This is a genomic window from Pelotomaculum schinkii (genome assembly GCF_004369205.1).
In the GTDB taxonomy this organism is placed as follows: Bacteria; Bacillota; Desulfotomaculia; order Desulfotomaculales; family Pelotomaculaceae; genus Pelotomaculum_C; species Pelotomaculum_C schinkii.
The window spans coordinates 1179382-1198394 of the sequence record NZ_QFGA01000001.1 but is presented as its reverse complement, the minus strand read 5'-3'; the positions used below and the strand labels follow the sequence as shown (position 1 = coordinate 1198394).

12 protein-coding genes are annotated in these 19013 nt (G+C 49.8%); 6 read left to right on the top strand and 6 right to left on the bottom strand.

The annotated features are described in order from the left end of the window. Positions 1–6: 6 nt before the first annotated feature. Together Psch_RS05715 and carB are read left to right on the top strand one after the other, a co-directional pair. Entirely contained in the window at positions 7–1239 is a 1233-nt protein-coding gene (locus Psch_RS05715) for a CinA family nicotinamide mononucleotide deamidase-related protein (RefSeq protein ID WP_190239454.1), read from the top strand. A gap of 45 nt (positions 1240–1284) precedes the next feature. Continuing rightward, positions 1285–4509 (top strand): carbamoyl-phosphate synthase large subunit, encoded by a 3225-nt coding sequence (gene carB / locus Psch_RS05710; RefSeq protein ID WP_190239453.1) that lies wholly within the window; start codon positions 1285–1287, stop codon positions 4507–4509. A 160-nt stretch (positions 4510–4669) separates the two neighbouring features. On the opposite strand, the gene Psch_RS05705 is transcribed toward carB, so the two are convergent. Then, complete coding sequence (locus Psch_RS05705; RefSeq protein ID WP_190239452.1) at positions 4670–6955, bottom strand: sigma-54-dependent Fis family transcriptional regulator; 2286 nt, start codon at positions 6953–6955, stop codon at positions 4670–4672. Positions 6956–7211: 256 nt separating this feature from the next. Between Psch_RS05705 and Psch_RS05700 the strand changes: the two genes are divergently transcribed. The 3 genes from Psch_RS05700 to Psch_RS05690 all read left to right on the top strand — a co-directional run bounded on the left by Psch_RS05700 (position 7212) and on the right by Psch_RS05690 (position 12754). Further along, entirely contained in the window at positions 7212–9947 is a 2736-nt protein-coding gene (locus Psch_RS05700) for a molybdopterin-dependent aldehyde oxidoreductase (protein ID WP_190239451.1), read from the top strand. Positions 9948–10238: 291 nt separating this feature from the next. Continuing rightward, positions 10239–12551 carry a pyridine nucleotide-disulfide oxidoreductase/dicluster-binding protein gene (locus Psch_RS05695; protein WP_190239450.1) on the top strand — a complete coding sequence of 771 codons (2313 nt, stop codon included), beginning with the start codon at positions 10239–10241 and terminating at the stop codon, positions 12549–12551. After that, a complete protein-coding gene (locus tag Psch_RS05690) occupies positions 12548–12754 on the top strand; it encodes a DVU_1557 family redox protein (protein WP_190239449.1) in 207 nt (68 codons plus the stop codon). The genes Psch_RS05695 and Psch_RS05690 overlap by 4 nt, the downstream gene beginning before the upstream one ends. 197 nt (positions 12755–12951) lie before the next feature. On the opposite strand, the gene Psch_RS05685 is transcribed toward Psch_RS05690, so the two are convergent. Genes Psch_RS05685 through Psch_RS05675 form a run of 3 tightly spaced genes read right to left on the bottom strand, consistent with a single transcriptional unit; the run spans position 12952 to position 16134 of the window. Further along, positions 12952–14181: an electron transfer flavoprotein subunit alpha gene (locus Psch_RS05685; RefSeq protein WP_190239448.1), complete on the bottom strand. Its 1230-nt coding sequence runs from the start codon at positions 14179–14181 to the stop codon at positions 12952–12954. A gap of 12 nt (positions 14182–14193) precedes the next feature. Further along, positions 14194–14982, bottom strand: a complete 789-nt coding sequence (locus Psch_RS05680; RefSeq protein ID WP_190239447.1) for an electron transfer flavoprotein subunit beta/FixA family protein — start codon at positions 14980–14982, stop codon at positions 14194–14196. Positions 14983–14994: 12 nt separating this feature from the next. Then, a complete protein-coding gene (locus Psch_RS05675) occupies positions 14995–16134 on the bottom strand; it encodes an acyl-CoA dehydrogenase (protein WP_190239446.1) in 1140 nt (379 codons plus the stop codon). A 438-nt stretch (positions 16135–16572) separates the two neighbouring features. Between Psch_RS05675 and Psch_RS05670 the strand changes: the two genes are divergently transcribed. Then, on the top strand, positions 16573–17559 hold the full coding sequence (locus Psch_RS05670; RefSeq protein WP_190239445.1) for an arsenic resistance protein: 987 nt from the start codon (positions 16573–16575) through the stop codon (positions 17557–17559). A 23-nt stretch (positions 17560–17582) separates the two neighbouring features. Here the strand turns inward: Psch_RS05670 and Psch_RS05665 are convergent, their stop codons facing one another. Together Psch_RS05665 and Psch_RS05660 are read right to left on the bottom strand one after the other, a co-directional pair. Next, complete coding sequence (locus tag Psch_RS05665) at positions 17583–18224, bottom strand: thiamine diphosphokinase (RefSeq protein WP_243120513.1); 642 nt, start codon at positions 18222–18224, stop codon at positions 17583–17585. A 46-nt stretch (positions 18225–18270) separates the two neighbouring features. Continuing rightward, on the bottom strand, positions 18271–19011 hold the full coding sequence (locus tag Psch_RS05660) for an ABC transporter ATP-binding protein (protein WP_190239444.1): 741 nt from the start codon (positions 19009–19011) through the stop codon (positions 18271–18273). Between the last annotated feature and the right edge of the window lie 2 nt (positions 19012–19013).

The window sequence follows — 19013 nt, the reverse complement described above, 5'->3', positions numbered from 1 at the left end:
AGACAGATGATTGCCGAAGTCATTTTTAGCGGGACAGAGCTGCTGCTGGGGCAGATCTTAAATATCAACGGCCAGTATATCCAGCAAACCCTTGCTTCCATGGGAATTGATTCATACCACCAGTTAACTGTGGGGGATAACCGGGATCGTTGTGCGCAGGCCATACGCCAGGCTGCCGCCAGGGCCGACCTGATTTTTGTAGGGGGCGGGTTGGGGCCGACAGAGGATGACGTAAGCCGCGAGGCCTTGAGTGAAGCCCTACAAATACCGCTTGTCCAGGATGAAACCGCCCTGAACATAGTGCGGCGGATTTACCTGGCGCGCGGTATCACCATGCCGGAGGTTAACATGAAACAGGCGCTCATACCCGTGGGTGGTAAAGCCCTGGATAACCGTGTCGGTGTTGCCCCGGGAATAGTCCTGGAACATCAGGGCAAGATCTTCTTTCTGCTGCCGGGACCGCCTTTCGAATTCAATTGTATGCTTGACGAGCAGGTGGTCCCGTACTTGAAGTCTCGCTTCCCTGAGGAAATGGGCATTATCTACTCCCGTGTGCTGAAACTATGCGGCATCGGCGAATCGTTTCTGGCCCAATCCCTGGGAGACTTGTTTAAAAGCTCATATCCGACCGTATTCACCTGTGTGAAAGGAAGTTATATTGATCTTAGTATCACCGCCAAAGCTGAGGATGAGCTGAGAGCCCGGCGGGATATTGCCGCCATGGAAAACATTCTGCGGCAGCGTATCGGCCAGTATATTTTCGGCGCGGACAGGGATACCCTGCCGGGTGTGATCGGCCGGGAACTCGCCCGCAGGGGCAAGAGTGTGGCGGTGGTGGAGGAGGAGTGCAGCGGAGGACTGCTGACACACATGTTATCGGTCGACCCATTTTCAGCCCGGGTATTTGCCGGTGGCGTGGTCCTCAGTAAGACGCCGGGTCTAAAGGGCTTGTCGGAAGGATTGTCCCGGCCCCAGGGCACTACAGAAGCAAAAGCTGCGGAACAGCTTGCCCGGGCCATACGCCGCCTGACCGGCAGCGGCATCGGTATTGCCGTTCTGGGACCAAGCCAGCAGGAAGCCCTGGTAAACAACAAAAACATGATGACAGTAGGCATTGATCTGGGTCATGAAATCCTTGTGAAGGAAAGCCTGCTCTGGGATAACAAGAGCGAGGTTGCCCGCCGCGGGGCTGAAACAGCTTTGGTAAGGCTGTGGCAGGTTTTGCAGGAGATCGGTTAATTTAGCGCATCAGAAGAATTCCATAATTATCAACAGGAGGTAACCATGCCACAACGGAGTGACATTAACAAAATCCTCATTATTGGTTCTGGCCCGATTGTAATTGGACAAGCTTGTGAATTTGACTACTCCGGGACCCAGGCCTGCAAAGCACTGCGAAAACTGGGTTACCGGATTGTCCTGGTCAATTCCAATCCGGCCACAATTATGACGGACCCGGGAATCGCGGATGTAACCTACATAGAACCTCTCAATGTAAAAAGCCTGACTGACATTATAGCCAAAGAACGGCCGGATGCCCTCTTGCCCAACTTAGGCGGGCAGTCAGGTTTAAATTTGTGTTCGGAACTATATAAAAAAGGTGTTTTAGAAAAGTACGGAGTCAAAGTAATCGGTGTGCAGGTTGACGCTATTGAACGTGGTGAAGACCGTATCGCCTTTAAAAAAACGATGAACCGGCTGGGTATTGAGATGCCCCGCAGCAAACCGGCCTATAGTGTTGAGGAAGCGGAAAAAATTGCGGCTGAGCTTGGCTATCCGGTGGTTATCCGCCCCGCCTACACCATGGGGGGCACCGGCGGCGGCCTGGTTTATAATGTTGAAGAGTTAAGGACTGTCGCTACTCGCGGCATTGCCGCCAGTCTGGTGGGACAAATCCTGGTCGAAGAATCGGTATTGGGTTGGGAAGAATTGGAGCTGGAAGTCGTCCGGGACGCCAAAAACCAGATGATTACAGTTTGTTTTATTGAAAACATTGATGCCATGGGTGTACATACCGGTGATTCCTTTTGCGCGGCCCCGATGCTGACGATCAGTCCCGAACTGCAGCAAAGGCTGCAAAAATACTCCTATGACGTTGTGGAAGCCATAGAAGTAGTTGGCGGCACCAATATTCAGTTCGCCCACGACCCCAAGACCGGCCGGGTGGTCATTATTGAAATAAATCCCCGTACTTCCCGTTCCTCCGCTTTAGCATCCAAGGCCACCGGCTTTCCTATCGCTTTGATCTCGGCCATGCTGGCAGCCGGTTTGACTCTTGACGAAATTCCCTACTGGCGGGATGGTACCCTGGATAAATACACGCCTTCGGGTGATTATGTGGTCATCAAGTTTGCCCGCTGGGCCTTTGAAAAGTTTCCCGGTTCCATAGACAGGCTGGGAACACAGATGCGGGCAGTCGGCGAAGTGATGAGCATCGGTAAAAACTATAAAGAAGCCTTTCAAAAAGCAATCAGGTCACTGGAAACCAATCGTTACGGGCTGGGTTTCGCCAGGGATTATAACCGCCGTTCCCTGGAAGAATTGCTGTCCCTTTTGGCAGAGCCGTCGAGTGAACGCCAGTTTATCATGTATGAGGCGTTGCGCAAAGGCGCCGGTATCGAACAGCTTTTCCGGCTGACCCACATCAAGCCATGGTTTATCCAGCAAATGAAAGAGCTTGTTATGCTGGAAGAAGAAATCCTGAAATACAAGCAGGGGCATTTACCGGATGAACTGCTGGTTCAGGCTAAAAAGGACGGCTTTGCCGACCGTTATTTATCGATGCTGTTAAATCTTCCGGAGACAGAAATTCGCCGGCGCAGGACTGCTCTGGGGATAGTTGAAGGATGGGAGGCTGTACCGGTAAGCGGTGTTGAAAACGCAGCCTACTATTTCTCCACTTACAACGCCCCGGATCAGACCACATCGAGCGACCGGCGGAAAGTGATGATCCTGGGCGGAGGTCCGAACCGGATCGGTCAGGGAATTGAGTTTGACTATTGCTGTGTGCATACAGCCTTTGCCCTGCGCGATTTGGGCTATGAGACAGTTATTGTCAACTGCAACCCGGAAACAGTTTCCACCGACTATGACACTTCGGATAAGCTGTACTTTGAACCACTGACCGTGGAAGATGTCTTAAGTATATATGAAAAGGAAAAGCCGCTGGGGGTAATCGTTCAGTTCGGAGGACAAACTCCCTTAAATATAGCTGGAGAACTGGCTAAAGCCGGAGTGAAGATCCTCGGCACAACGCCTGAGACGATCGACCTGGCCGAAGATCGCGACCGGTTCCGCCAGATTATGGAGAAACTTGATATCCCCATGCCGGAATCAGGCATGGCGGTAAATATTGAGGAAGCTCTGGCAATCGCCAACCGGATTGGTTATCCTCTGATGGTACGGCCTTCCTATGTTTTGGGCGGACGCGGGATGGAAGTTGTTTACGATGAGGAAATGCTCCGTCAGTACCTGGCCGCTGCAGTCGGGGTCACTCCGGAAAGACCGATCCTGATCGATAGATTCCTGAAGAACGCCATTGAAGCGGAAGCGGACGCCATTGCAGACGGCGCCGACGCTTTCGTGCCGGCGGTAATGGAGCACATTGAATTGGCAGGCATACACTCCGGAGACTCAGCCTGTGTGATTCCGCCGATTCGTATAGAAGGCAGGCATATTGAAACCATTGTGCAGTATACCAAAAAGATTGCCGGAGAACTGAACGTGGTCGGTCTGATGAATATACAGTACGCCATCGCCGGCGACAAGGTATATGTCCTGGAAGCCAATCCGAGAGCTTCACGGACCGTGCCCCTGGTGTCAAAAGTCTGTAATGTCTCGATGGCCCGCATTGCCACAGAAATCATATTGGCGGCAGAAACCGGTAAGCAGACCACTGTCAGCAGACTGGTTTCAAGAAAAATCCCGCATTTTGGGGTAAAAGAAGCGGTCTTTCCGTTTAATATGTTCCAGGAAGTTGACCCGGTGCTGGGACCGGAAATGCGTTCCACCGGTGAAGTATTGGGAATTGCCGACTCATTTGGTCTGGCCTATTATAAAGCTCAAGAAGCCACCAAAACGCCCCTTCCCGTATCCGGGACCGTTCTGATCAGCGTTCCCGATCCGGATAAACCGGCAGTACTGGAAACAGCCAGGGAATTTATCAAGCTGGGCTTTCATATTAAAGCGACACAAGGTACCCACCATTTCCTGAAGGAAAATGGGATTGTATCCGAAGAAATTAAAAAAATATTTGAAGGGCGACCCAATATCGTCGATGGTATTACCAATAATGAAATTCACCTGGTGATCAACACCCCGTCCGGAAAACGCAGCCAGCATGATGACTCATATATCCGCAAGACAGCGATAAAATATAACGTTCCGTATATCACCACCCTGGCGGCAGCCTTAGCCAGCGCCAAAGGGATCGCGGCATATAAAGAAAATACTCTTCAGAAAGCCAATGCAAAATCATTGCAGGAATATCATGCGGATATAACCCTATAAAAATTATCCATGCCGGGTATGATCCAAAGGAGCACGTTGAGGTGACAATCAACGTGCTCCTTACATTTGCAGTTTTAATTTTACACGTTTTGACGCTGTGCCTCGTGGTCCTAGAAGTAAAGGTTTATAGGCCCTTGCATACCGTCAAGTACTGATGCAATCAGTTCCCGGATTTAGGATTTAAATTGTATTTCTTAATTTTGTAATATAATGTCTTTCGGGTTATACCCAGGCGTTCTGCTGTTTTTGTAATGTTGCCCTTCATCTGCGACAGCGTTTGTTGAATATGTTTTTTCTCCAGGGAATCCAGCTTGGAGGGTTCAAAGCTTTCATCAATTTTACTGGTCGTGTTTTGCCCTTCAAGGAAATTACGGATCCCCCTGTAACTGAGTAAATCTTCTTCATCAATGCAGTCGCTGTTCCGGCTGAAGGCAATTACCGCACAGCGTTCTATTACGTTCTTGAGTTCACGGGTGTTTCCCGGCCAAGAGTATTGGAGTAAAATTTCTTTAGCCTTGTCAGAAACCTTAAAGTTGAAATTCAGACGATTGGTGGTTTTTATGCAATAATAGGAAATTAGTTCGTCAATATCATCAAGTTCCCTTAAAGGAGGGATCTCTATGGAAACAACATCCAAACGATAAAAAAGGTCTTCGCGGAATCTTTTCTCCTTGACTTCATTCCAGAGTTCGGTATTAGAAGCTGCGATTATTCTTGCGTTAAACGGTATTTCAGTGTTGCCGCCAATTCTGGTAAAGCTTAGGTTCTGTAAAACCCTCAGCAATTTGGGCTGCATTGATAATGGCATGGAGTTAATCTCATCCAGGAAAAGAGTACCTCCGTCCGCCCATTGAAATTTTCCTATTCGTCCTTCCTTTCTTGAACCGGTGAAAGCGCCGCCCTCATACCCGAAGAGCTCGCTTTCAATTAAATCTTCAGGAATTGCGGAACAATTGATGCCGACAAACAGACCTTTGCTAAAGTTGCTGGCGTTATGAATAGCCTGTGCGAAAAGCTCTTTGCCCGTTCCGCTTTCTCCGTAAAGCAAAATATTTGATGGTATTACTGCAGCCTTTTTAGCTAGCTGGATAGTGGCCAGGAATTTCTTGCTTTTGCCTTTAATATCATCAAAGGTAAAATGGGCATTAAAACCGGTTGCGTTTCTCTTTGGTTGAAAGATGTCATCTTCCTGAAAAACGGTCAAAGCCCCCCCGTTAGTATTTTCTTTGCCTTCTAGCGGGAAAGAGCTGCCTTTCACAGTCCTGCGCTTATTCTGGTAGAAAAATGACATCTTTTTATCTATAATTCTTTTATGATTATCTATTTTCCCCATTATTGTAGAATTTGTATCAAATACTTCGCGAATGTTTTTTCTTAAAGCCTTTTCTACGGGTATCCCCAGGATGGTTGATGAAGCATGATTAAATATTTGAATTATCCCGTTATTATCGGTTGCAATAACACCTTCATGTATGGTGTCAACTATTTTTTTAAGATAACTTGCTGTTGTTTCTTTTTCATTAAGTAAACGTTTTTGCTTTAATTCTAATTCGATACCTCTTGCTAAAGCCATACTTATGCCTAAAGTGTGAATGTGGGCTGTTTCATAATTTCCGGCTAAATTAATAAAACCTGCAAGAACACCCTTTCCGTCGAAAATTGGACTGGTTGCACAGGTCCGGTAGCAAAGATTCGCATTAAAGTGTTCAGGTCCTATAAGCTGAACAGGCTGTTTGAGAACGACAGCAAGTCCAATAGCATTTGTTCCGATGCTTTCTTCGCTGCAAAAGGAACCTATAACGAACCTGCCTTTATTTTTAAAGTTTTTTTTGTGCCCAAATTGTTTCAGAATAACAGCGTCTTTGTCTGTAAGATCGATTCTAAATTCGGGGCCGACTGCAGTTGCTGTAAACGCTTCCAAAAAAGGTGAAGCGACTGCTATCAGCTCTTCGTTTTCGAGTATCCTTTTTTTTAAGCTGGGTTCAGGTATAAGAGCGGCGTCAATTGGTTCATACGGGTTGATGTTTTTTGCAGCCGTACGTTCCCAAGAGCGCAGGACCTCGTTCCTGAGCCCATAGCATCGATCTATTTTTCCGTGCTTTATAAAATATTCCCAGTTGTGGCGCACATCGGACAAATAAGAGTGTAAATTGGACAGGAGCATTAATTGCTGCTCCGTTGAAGAGTAATTGATTGGGGGCATATGGCAGATAACCTCCTTCCCGGACGTTATAAGTAGTGTTTTAATACTTCTTATTGCCATATTTAAGCAGCATATGCGTTTAGTGCCAGATGGAGATACTGAGTTATATAATGAAATTCGACATAATAAGATATATTCTTCATCAAAACCAATATCCCTCTTTGATTGGATATAAACTATCCAAAACAATCTTATTGTTTGGTTCGAAAGTATCCAGTCAACATGACTGTTTTCTATTTGCAAGTCTATCCAATAACGATTGGTTTGTCTGCCCCTCCAGCAGGGACGGGCATTTTTTACGCCTTGCCGGATTGTCTGGCGCGGGTTTATTAATTTTGATTAGCTGGCATACTTTTTGCGCTTAATTATAGTAAGCTGCCCCTTCAGCTGACACGGTATCATCAGAGTCATTTCTATGGCTGGCAACCAAAGGCGCGCGGATAACCTTAGTCCGGTCCGCCTTGGTCATAGAAAAATAACATATAAAGGAGTTGAAGAAATGGAGACAAGAATTATCAATGTCAATGGGATCCCAAGAACAGTTCTGGTTGAACCCGACGATCTGTTGTCCGATGTGTTGCACAGACAGCTGATGCTGCTCGGAACGAAGGTCGGGTGCGGCAAAGGTGAATGCGGGGCATGTTCGGTGATCATGGACGGCAAGGTGATCAGATCCTGTGTCTACAAAATGAAGAGGGTTCCGGCGGAAGCTAAAATCACCACCATCGAGGGAATCGGCACACCGATTAACCTCCACGCTCTGCAGGTAGCCTGGATCGCTTACGGTGGAGCCCAGTGTGGTTTTTGCAGCCCCGGTTTCATTGTTTCAGCCAAGGGACTCCTCGATACCAACCTCAACCCCACCAGGGAAGAGGTGCGGGATTGGTTCCAGCAGCACCGCAATGCCTGCCGTTGCACCGGCTACAAACCGCTGGTGGATGCAGTAATGGCTGCCGCCAAGGTGCTGCGGGGCGAGATGAGTATTGACGAATTGAAATTTAAGATGCCGGAAGACGGTAGAATAATCGGCACTGCTTATCCCCGTCCCTCTGCAGTCGACAAGGTTACCGGCAACTGCGATTACGGCGACGACCTGGGACTCAAGCTGCCGCCGGACACACTGCATGTGGCGCTGGCCCAGGCAAAGGTTTCTCATGCCAGGATACTCTCCATTGACACATCCGAAGCCGAGAAGATGCCCGGTGTGGTCAAGGTCCTGACGCACAAGGACGTCAAAGGAAAAAACCGGATTTTCGGTTACGTGCTTTATCCCTGGAGCAAAAACGACGGTTACGACCGCCCGATCCTCTGTGATGAGAAGATATTCCAGTTCGGTGACGCCATTGCCGCTGTCTGCGCCGATACCGAGGCGCACGCCCGGGCGGCCGCGGACAAGGTGAAGGTCGAGCTTGAGGAACTGCCTGCTTACATGAACGCCCTTGATGCGGCTGCCGATGACGCTATAGAAATCCACCCGGGAACCCCGAATGTTTTCTTCGAACAGCCGGTTATCAAGGGCCCGGACACTGCTCCTATTATGGCATCCGCTCCCTATGTGGTGGAGGACAGCTTTTATATTCAGCGGCAGCCCCACCTGACCATTGAACCCGATGTGGCTTTCGCTAATATTGACGACGAGGGAAGGGTTACAGTTTATTCCAAGTCGCTCAGTCTCTACAGCTGTCACAGGATGCTCTATGAAGGTCTGGGTATTGAGCCCGACAAGCTCAGGATGGTGCAGAATCCGATGGGCGGCACCTTCGGCTACAAGTTGAGTCCGACTATGGAAGCCATTCTGGCAGTGGTAACAATGGCTACCGGCAGGCCGGCGTTTATGAAATACAATTATTACCAGCATATTACTTACACCGGCAAACGCTCTCCTTTCTTCATCAATCTCAAGCTCGCAGCCGATAAGGAAGGTAAGCTTTTGGCAATGGAACATGACTTCATAGTCGATCACGGCGCCTACTCAGAGTTCGGGGATTTGCTTACCGTTAAAGGCTGCCGTAATATTGCGGCAGGATATCATATTCCGAGCATCAGGGCGGTTGGTCGCTGTACCTTTACCAACCATGCCTTTGGTTCAGCCTTCCGGGGCTACGGCTCGCCCCAGAGCCAGTTTGCCAGCGAGGTGCTGATGGACGAGCTGGCTGAAAAGATCGGTATGGACCGGCTGGAGTTCCGCTATAAGAATGTTTACCGGCCGGGCTCCACCACTCCCAGCGGCAACGAGCTTGACTGCCATCCCTTCCCGGGACTCCTTGACCTGCTTCGGCCCAAGTATAAAGCTGCCCTGGAGAGGGCCAGACAAGAGTCAACCGCGGATAAGAAGCGGGGCGTGGGTATTACGATCGGAACGTACAACTCCGGCAGGGACTCCAACGATGTCTCAGAAGCGGCCGCCGAACTCAACGCCGACGGGACCGTCTCGATCTTCAACACCTGGGAGGACCAGGGCCAGGGCGGCGACATCGGAACACTGGCCAGCGCCCATGAGTCCCTGCGCCCGCTGGGGATCAAGCCTGAGCAGATCAGACTGGTCATGAACGATACCGCTACCTGTCCCAACAGCGGTCCTTCGGCTGCCAGCAGAAGCCAGCTTGTGACCGGCAACGCCATTCACAATGCCTGTGAGCAGCTGCTAAACGCGATGCGCAAGCCGGACGGCAGCTTCCGCACCTATGCGGAGATGGTGGCTGAGAAGATTCCCACCAAGTATTTGGGGAAATACTCTACCGGTGACCTTTGCAGCGTCATCGACCCCAAGACCGGCCAGTTCAACCCGGTTGCGACCTACATGTACGGGGCTTTCCTCTCTGAAGTTGAAGTGGATGTCAAAACGGGCAAGACCAGGGTTTTAAAAATGACGATGGCCGCCGACGTAGGCAAGGTCGTCAACAAGCTGGCAGTGGACGGTCAGCTTCTCGGCGGCCTGGCGCAGGGAATCGGCCTGGCTCTCAGCGAGGATTTCGAAGATATCAAGAAGCACACTTCCATGAAAGACTGCGGCTTACCTTTCATCAAGGATGTTCCGGATGCGCTGGAACTGGTCTATACCGAAACCCCGCGTTCCTGCAGCGCCTACGGCGCCGCCGGCTGCGGCGAACTGCCGCTCACCTCGCCGCACGCTTCAATCATCAATGCTATATATGATGCCTGCGGCGTGCGGATCACCAGACTGCCTGCTCTCCCGGAGAAGGTTTTGGAAGGATTGAAGGCTCTCAACAAGTAGTCGTTTGCAAAAAGATAAGGATGCGTCTTCCTTTCGCCAGGCGCATCCTTAGCTAATTGCCCGGACGGAACAAAACAACCGTTTGCCGGGAGCTGATGAAGCGTGATATAATCACCCCGGAAATGATGTCAGAGGCTAGAGATGCCGAACAGCTGCACAAAATATGTCCTGGATGCGGTAGAAATCCTGGAACAGATCCTTTGATAGCGGTCGGCTCAGGAAATCCATTACTTGCTGGCGTTCAAATATTAAACCACTTTTGTCATTCTGAAAGAGTGAGGGAGAGCGGAAATGGACCATGATGAGATGCGCCGGATCGGTGACCGGTGCGTGCAGGATGACCTTCCGTTATGCGCGGCTCATTGCCCGCTCCATGTGGATGCCAGGGGGCTGGTGACTGCAATCAGCAGGGGGGACTTCGACGGCGCCCTGGAGATCTACACTAAAAAGGTAATCTTCCCCGATATTATCAGCCGGATCTGCGACCATCCCTGCCAGGAAGCCTGCAGGAGAAAGGAAGCGGGTGAAGCGCTGGCCATTAACGCTCTGGAGCGGGCCTGTGTGGAATTAGGGCATAAGCGCGTCAAGAAAAACCCCTTCTTTGTTAGAAAAAAGATACGGGTGGCCGTGGTTGGCGGGGGGTTGAGCGGAATGGCCGCAGCAATGGAATTGTCTAAAAAAGGCTATGAAGTAGCGCTTTTTGAGGCCAGGGAGCGTTTGGGAGGACGTCTCTGGAAATATCCCGCTGCATTACTGCCTCCCGAGGTGATCCTGGAAGAGACGGCGCTTATTGCCAAGGCCGGAATAGCGGTGCGGCTCAATCACGAGGTTGGGACCAAGGTCTCGCTGGATGAGCTCTGCAGTGAGTTTCCGGCGGTTTATCTGGGTATAGGGGAACCGCAGACAGGCAGTCTGAAGATTAGTTCCGCTCCGGTCACCTTTGCGACCGAAAGGGAGGGGGTTTTTGCCGGGGGAAGCTTGCGGCGTTCTACCGGACCCGACTCGCCGAGCACCTCGCTGGCGGATGGTTACCGGGCCGTCCTTTCTATCGACCGCTACATCAAGAAGGTGTCACTGACCAGCGGGCGCGAAAGCGAGGGCGTCTCCGCAACCTGTCTTTACACCAGCACTGGACAATATCAGCCTCTCTCCGTCGTGCAGCCGGCCTCTGGAAGGAATTACAGCCGAACGGAGGCGATGGCGGAGGCCGCCAGGTGTTTCCCCTGCAACTGTCTGGAATGCGTCAAGGCCTGCGATTTGCTGGAGCGCTTTGAAAATTACCCGAAGAACTATATCAGAGAGATCTGCAAGAATATCATTATTCAACCGGGATTTGGACTGCGGTCGGCCACCAAGTTGATCAACGGCTGTACCCTGTGCGGCCTTTGCGGCCAAATCTGTCCTGAAGAGATCGGTATGGACGCGATCTGTCTATCCGCACGCCAACAGATGGTGGATAAGGGCTATATGCCCCTAACGATCCATGACTTCCCGGTACGGGATATGGTATTCAGCAACAGCGACAGCTTTGCCTTGGTCAGGCACCAGCCTGGTAAGCCAGCCAGTCAATATCTTTTTTTCCCAGGCTGCCAGCTGAGCGCTTCAATGCCGGAGCAGGTGATGCAGAGCTACGCCTACCTGTCCGGTAAACTTGAGGGTGGGGTAGGGCTGATGCTGCGCTGCTGTGGAGCGCCTGCTCTCTGGGCCGGCCGAAGGGAACTGTTCCGCGAGGCGCTAAACCAGTATCTTGCTCTCTGGCAGGAAATGGGCAAACCCATATTGATCCTGGCTTGCCCCACCTGTTACAAGATCTTTAAGGAGCACCTGCCGCAGGTAACTATACTCTCGTTGTGGGATGTTTTTGCCAGAGAAGGGCTGCCGGACAGGGCAGCGTCAAGCAAAGCGCTGGTAGTGGCTGTCCATGACCCGTGTACGGCCAGGGAAGAGCAAGAAATGCAAGAAAGCGTGCGCCGGATCCTGGAACAGCTTGGCTGTCAGGTTGAAGAGCTGCACTACAGCCGCCGGCTTACCGAGTGTTGCGGTTTTGGAGGTTTGGTCTCGTTTGTCAATGCTGATCTGGCAGCCAGGATGGTAAAGCGCAGAGTAGAGGAGAGCCCCCATGACTATGTGACCTACTGTTCCAATTGCCGGGATAACCTCGCCTCAGGGAACAAGGCGACCTGGCACCTGCTGGACTTGATTTTCGGGGATTCAAGCAGGGAGAGCGCTCTGCGCCGGGGCCCAAACCTGACCCAGCGGCGTGACGAAAGGGTCAGCTTGAAGAACCGGTTCCTAAAAGAAGTGTGGGGTGAGAGCATAGCCGGGAGAAAAGACTGCGAAGCGATAACACTCAATATCTCATCTCAGGTCAGAGATGTACTGGAAAAAAGGATGATCCTGGACGATGACATCAAGCAGGTAATTGCGCACGCTGAAGGAACCGGTCAGAAGCTGCTGGATCAAAAGGCCGGTCACCTGATTGCGCATCTCAAGCCGTCCCTTGTTACCTACTGGGTGGAATACCTCCCGGAGCGCGACGGATATATCATCTATAATGCTTACAGCCACAGGATACAGGTCAGGGAGGAAGTGGCGGCTCAGTGACATCCGGCAAAAAAGAAGAAAAGCAGGTAATCTGCTTCAAATGCAAAGTTCCGTTGGAAATTGGCAAAGTCGAAGTAACTTACCTGGACAACAACTTTAAAACTGACCTGCCAAGATGCCCCCGCTGTGGACTTATCTATGTCCCCGAAGAGCTTGCCGGTGGTAAGATGCTGGAATTGGAACAAACTCTGGAAGATAAATAAAGAGGTTCAATCATGACGTATGCAGCCTTTAACGAGGTATTCAAGCGCCATTATCGGTAATCATGTGTTTATATACTAAACAATAAGAAACCTCACGGGAGGTTTCTTTTACTTTAAAGACTAAAACCTTTCTTCGGGGCTCTTTGTTTTGCCGTCAGGTGTTTATCAAACCGGCTATACAGCATTAAACTCATAGTCTATATTGCGCTGGACGGGTTGCTGCCGTTATTTATTTCTTTTAGCGTATCCAGCAATGCAGGCAGGACCTTGAAAAGGTCACCCACAATACCATAATCAGCAATTTTGAATATCGGGGCATTGGGATTTTTATTAATTGCCACGATGACAGAGGAGTGCTGCATCCCGGCTAAATGCTGGATAGCTCCGGAGATTCCGCAAGCAAGATAGAGCTTGGGATGTACTGTTTTACCTGTCTGACCTACTTGATGATTGGAGGGAATCCACCCTGAATCAACGGCGCCGCGCGAGGCGCCTACGGTTGCGCCTATACTGTCAGCTACTTGCTCTAAAAGCTTAAAGCCTTCAGGTCCCCCAACACCACGTCCGCCGGAAATAATGATTTGAGCTTCTTCCAGGTTCACAATTTTTCTGGCTTCCTTTACAATATCTCTGACAATAGTACGGACTTTAATATCAGGTGGATAAAAGGCTTTTACTATTTTCCCGGTCCGGTTAAAATCCGGAGTAGCTTTTTTCATTACGCCCGGTCTGACGGTAGCCATCTGAGGTCTGGTGTCGGGGCAAATGATGGTTGCCATAATGTTACCGCCAAAGGCAGGCCGGGTCTGGTTTAAAAGCCGCTTTTCAGTGTCGATATCCAGTACGGTGCAGTCCGCGGTAAGCCCGGTATGGACTCTCCCGGCTAATCTAGGGCCTAAATCCCGGCCGATATTCGTAGCCCCGATCAGGAGAATTTCCGGTTTGTAGGTTTTGATCAACTTTTCCATGGCAGCACAGTAACTTTCCGTCCTGTAATTTTCAAGTTCTGCATTTTCAACCAGATAAACGACGTCAGCGCCATAAGCAAACAGATCTTGGGCAAGCGGTTCGACTTTATCGCCGATTAAAACAGCGCCTAACTCCACGCCAAGAGTATCCGCCAGCTTTCTGCCTTCGCCTAACAGTTCAAGGGCAATATTCATTATCGCCCCATGACGCAGTTCGGCAAACACCCAGACTCCCTGGTAGGCTTCCAGGGGGAATTTTTCTTTAGCAGGTGTAATGAGATTATCTTCATTTTCCAGCCTAATAGCCTGTACCGGACATTCTTCCACGCAGGCGCCGCAACAGATACATTTATCCGTAATTACGGCAATTCCTCCGTCTATTTCTATGGCTCCAAAGGTGCAACCGGCCTGACAGGCGGCGCAGCCGGTACATTGTGTTATTTCTATTATTACAGCCATAATTTTGCCTCTCTATAACACGTGTTTTTCCTGAAGTTCTTTTAGCAGAGTTTGCACAGTTTCTTTAACGCTGCCTGTTAACAATTCCCCATTACCTTTTACCGCAGGACTGAAGGTCCTCTTAACCTGCGTCGGCGAAGCGTTTAAGCCTACAAGCCCGGCTGCAGATGCAAGCTGAGCTATTCCCCAGACCGATACTTTTTTGACGTTAAAAGCGTCCATAATCCCTGAGGTTGTGGGATAACGTGGAATGTTTAATTCCTTAACAGCGGTTAAAACCGCAGGCAAGGTTACCTCGATAACCTCGTAGCCGTCTTCCAGCGCTCTTTCTACGACAGCTTTATCGTTATCTATATAAATTATTTTCTTCACATAAGTAACCTGGGGCAGGTCCAAATGCTCAGCCAGTTCCGGGCCTACCTGAGCAGTGTCTCCGTCGATAGCCTGTTTACCGCAAAAGATCAGATCGTAGCGACCAATCTTCTTGATAGCATGAGCCAAAGTCAGGGATGTGGCCCAGGTATCTGCGCCCGCAAAAGCCCAGTCAGATAATAGAATAGCCTCATCTGCTCCCATTGCCAGTGCTTCTCTTAAAGCATATTCGGCCTGGGGTGGTCCCATGGAGATGACGGTAACGGTTCCCCCTTTCAGCTCTTTGAGCCTTATTGCTTCCTCAAGGGCATTCTTGTCGTCGGGGTTAATGATACTGGCAACTCCATCCCTGACGAGAGTTCCCGTTTTGGTATCAAATTTAACTTCATTGGTGTTGGGCACCTGTTTTAGGCAAACGATTATTTGCATGTGCACCCTTCCCTATGTCAAGGCAGCGCGGGAGATAAGCATGCGCTGGACCTCGGATGTTCCTTCAAAGATTTCACAAACTTTGGCATCCCGCATCAGGCGCTCTACTTTGTATTCTTTCATATATCCATAACCGCCATGGATCTGTACGGCTTTGACGCTTGCCCGCATGGCCAATTCCGAAGCAAAAAGCTTGGCCATGGAAGCTTCTTTGGAGTGGGCTTTTTTCTGATCTCTCAGCCATGCCGCCCTGTAAACAAGATATCTTGCGGCTTCAAGCTCGGTTGCCATATCGGCAATCATCCACTGGATAGCCTGATTTGCGCCAATAGGTCGCCCGAACTGCTGGCGCTCTTTGGCATATTTAGTTGACTCATCAAGAGCAGCCTGCGCGATACCCAAAGATATGGCCCCTACGCCTATCCTGCCGCTGTCCAGGTTTTGCATCGCAATCTTAAAGCCCTCTCCTTCCTTGCCGAGCAGGTTTTCCCTGGGAATCCGGCAGTCTTGCAGGATTACTTCTGCCGTATGGGAAGCCCTTACACCCATTTTGTTTTCTTTTTTCCCGAAGGAAAGTCCGGGTGTATCTTTTTCCACAACAAAAGCGCTGATGCCTTTTGAGTTATTGCCGGTATCGGTCATGGCCATGATAATATATATATCCGCTAAACCAGCATTGGTTATGAACATTTTGGTTCCGTCAATGACCCATTCAGAGCCATCCAGTACAGCTGTCGTCTGCTGGTTGGACGCGTCTGTGCCCGCATCGGCTTCTGTCAGGCAAAAGGCTCCCAGGGCTTTACCGGTAATAATAGGGACCAGGTATTTCTTTTTTTGCTCTTCTGTGCCGTGTCTATAAATTGGTCCGCTATTTATGGAGTTCTGACCATTTAAAAGCATAGCCGAGGAAGTGCAAGCGCGGCCAATTTCCTCGCAAGCCAATACGAAGGTGAGATAGTCCGCTCCGGCTCCGCCGTATTCCTGGGGATAGGGTATGCCAAACATCCCGAGTTGCCCCATTTTTCTGAATAAATCCCAGGAAAATTCGGACTTTTCATCCAACTCAGCGGCTACTGGCGCAACTTCTTTTTCAGCAAATTCCCTGAACATTGACTTCATCATTTCATGCTTGGGTGATAAAGCAAAGTCCATGATATTTTCCTCCCAATTATCCTTTACCTAATATCTTAGCATATAACCTGGTTCCCAACTGCAAACAAATGTTTCCATGCTGATGCTCTAACTCAGAAGTCAATACAGTTTGGCTTTTTTGTACTATTTCCGACAAAATTTAGTTTACCATGAAATGCAATTGTAAACTAGGTGATAATTATTATCTAAATACAGATCATAGAAATTTTTGTATAAAGATAACAAAATATGCCCGAATGGTTTGGAGCATACGAACAGAACTATTTACATTTTTCGTAAGATAGTTTAGTAATTCGTTTATTATGGTTCGGGTCCTTGTTAGTTTCGTTACCTGCTAAACAATACGAATGATTTATTAAATTTAAGAAGGATATTAGATAAATCCACAAGAATTCTTAATATTAAATTCAAATTCAAATTAACGGTGTGAGCAAAATAATGAACCTCTTTCTTTTGCCTTCACGAAACATTGTCGTTACGATACCTTTGGTGCTGGCGGTAGGATTTGTCACTGGCTTATTAATGGATACAAGTGTTTTGAAAAACTATTTGTTATTGGTAACCATACTCATGATTTACCCAACAATGATTGGGTACAAGGTAACTGAAGTTATAAATTTCAACCATACCAGATTGCTGCTTGCAGCGTCGGTTATAAATTTTGTACTGGTACCCGTTCTTGCTTACATTCTGGGTATCGTGTTTTTGTTGAAAGACCCGCAGCTTTTTGCCGGACTGGCAATTGCTTCGTTACTTCCGACATCCAACATGACGATCGCATTTACTCATTTTGCACGGGGAAATATACCCGCCGCTATTAAGCTTACAGTGATAAGCCTGGTCCTGGGCTCAATCGCAGTGCCGTGGTACCTGCTGGTAATGGTCGGCAGCTACATCTACATTGATATTGTTGCCGTACTTAAAACGGTGGCCATGGTCATATTCTTGCCTTTGGTCATGGGTTTCGCAACATATTCCTTGCTGTTAAAAAAATATACCCGGGAAGAATTCAATAAATCTGTTAAACCCTTGCTTCCGGCTACTACTGCCTGGGGAATGGTTTACATGATGTTTACCGGAATAAGCACCAATGCCCAAATGATTGTTTCCCAGCCCGGCTTGCTGTTTATCGCAATCATAGTTTGGATGGTTTTTTATTTTTTGAATTACCTCATGGCTGTTAAAATAGGCCGTTGGTATTTCTGCAGAGAAGATGCGCTTACGCTCGTTTTTGGGACCGTATTGCGCAACCTGGCGATTTCCATCGGTCTGGCTGCCACAGCTTTTGGTGTTACTGCCGCCTTTATGGTCTCGCTGGCTTTTTTGTTTCAAGGCCAGTCTGCCGCCTGGTTCATCAGGATCAATGAGAAATATAAGATATTGCCGGAAGAGAACCCCGTGTCAACCCAAGGTAAGTGTAACTAACAAAGGCCTGAAAGGGAGGCTGCTTATACCTGCGCCTTGTAGTGAAAGACCGCCAAATTACCGGAATCAATTTCCACAACAGGGCTGTGTTCCGTAACCACGTTGGAAACCGCCCACTGCCACCGGCCTTCCAGGAGTGTGTCCTGTAAGGGATACTCGAATCCCTGCAGTGTTATCCCGGTAGCCCTGTCACCCAGTACGAGCAGCGACACGGTGTCACCCACTGCGGCAGGCAGCCTCAGGCGGTGGTTGATCAAGTAAATCGTGACTGCGGGTGAGTCAAATACCACTTCGATATTCTGCTTGAGAAAGGAAGAGGCGCTGCAGATATTGGAAAGCGTATGGTCCAGCCGTGAGCCGGTTCCGCCCCAGATCACCAGCTTGCCGGCGCCTTCCTCAGCAGCCAGCGTCAGGGCTAACTGGGTGTCGGTGTAGTCTTTATGTCTGGGGAAGGTCTTGAACAGGACACCGGCCTGTTCCATGTAGGTGCGGTCCGCTGGTTTAATGGAGTCCATATCGCCGACCAGCCAGTCCGGTTTAATGCCGAGAGCCCTGGCCGGTCCGGCGGCGCCGTCGACACAGATAATCCGGTCAAAGTTGCCGGACTGCCTGCGGTACCAGTCCGGTACCCCATATTCACCATTGGTCATGATCAGATATTTCAACTGGAAACCTCCGGAATAAAAGATAGAACCGTCCCACTGTCGCTGTTTAGATGGACAGGGCATCCATGATGGCGTCACGCACCGGCCCGTAGGCCGGGTCAACAATGGTATGGCTGTGGTGCGGCCTGGAAAAGGGTATCTCAACTTCCAACTTGACCACGGTCGGGCGCTCCGAAAGCACATAGACTTTGTCGCAGAGATAAAGAGCTTCGTCCACATCATGGGTGATAAACAGCACTGTTGGCTGAAATTGGTCCAATACCTGGATCAGCCAGGTATGCATCTTCCTCTTGGTGATGGCGTCAAGCGATGCAAACGGCTCATCCAAAAGCCAGATGCCGCTGGAAAAAAGGTAGGTCCGCAAAAGCGCCGCCCGTTGCCGCATACCGCCGGAAAGCTGGCCGGGATAATAGTGCTCAAAGCCCTGCAGCCCGAATGTACTGAGGTGCTGCTCAGCTTCCAGGCGGGCCTTTTTTTTGGGCATGCCCTTTAAGACCAGGGGAATGCTGACGTTGTCCAGGACGTTAAGGTTGGGGAGCAGGAGGTCCTTCTGGCGCATATAGCTGGCCAGGCCGGCGTTCCCCGTAACAGCCGCCCCTCCTATGTAAACATTCCCCCGGTCGGGCCTCATTAGTCCCGCGATAATATTAAAGAGTGTGCTTTTACCGCAGCCGCTCGGGCCCAGGACGCCGGCGATTGCGTGATCTTCTACTTCGATATTAATTTCCTGGAGGGTTAAAACGCCCCCCAGGTTCTTTTTTATTCCTTCAGCAACGACTTTAGGCAAGG